Consider the following 206-nt stretch of genomic DNA (forward strand, 5'->3'; position numbering starts at 1 on the left):
TGCCGGGCCACGTCTGGGTGCTGGCGCTGACCGGCCCGGACGGCAAGCTGCACGCCCTGCTGCTGCTGGCCCGCGATACCCCGTGGCCGACGCAGCTTGGCGTCGAAAGCCCCGAATACGCCCTGCTCCAGCTGGCGAACCTGTACGGCTACGCCTGGTGGGCGCTGGTGGCGCGGCCTTCTCGCCTGCAACGGCTGCTGCCCGCC

Annotated in this window: 1 pseudogene; it reads left to right on the plus strand. The window is 72.8% G+C overall.

The window, feature by feature from the left end:
- Positions 1–206: pseudogene (locus tag FDX01_RS23295) on the plus strand (hypothetical protein); the annotation flags it as partial.

Source organism: Citrobacter sp. wls613 (assembly GCF_005281195.1).
Taxonomy (GTDB): domain Bacteria; phylum Pseudomonadota; class Gammaproteobacteria; order Enterobacterales; family Enterobacteriaceae; genus Citrobacter; species Citrobacter gillenii.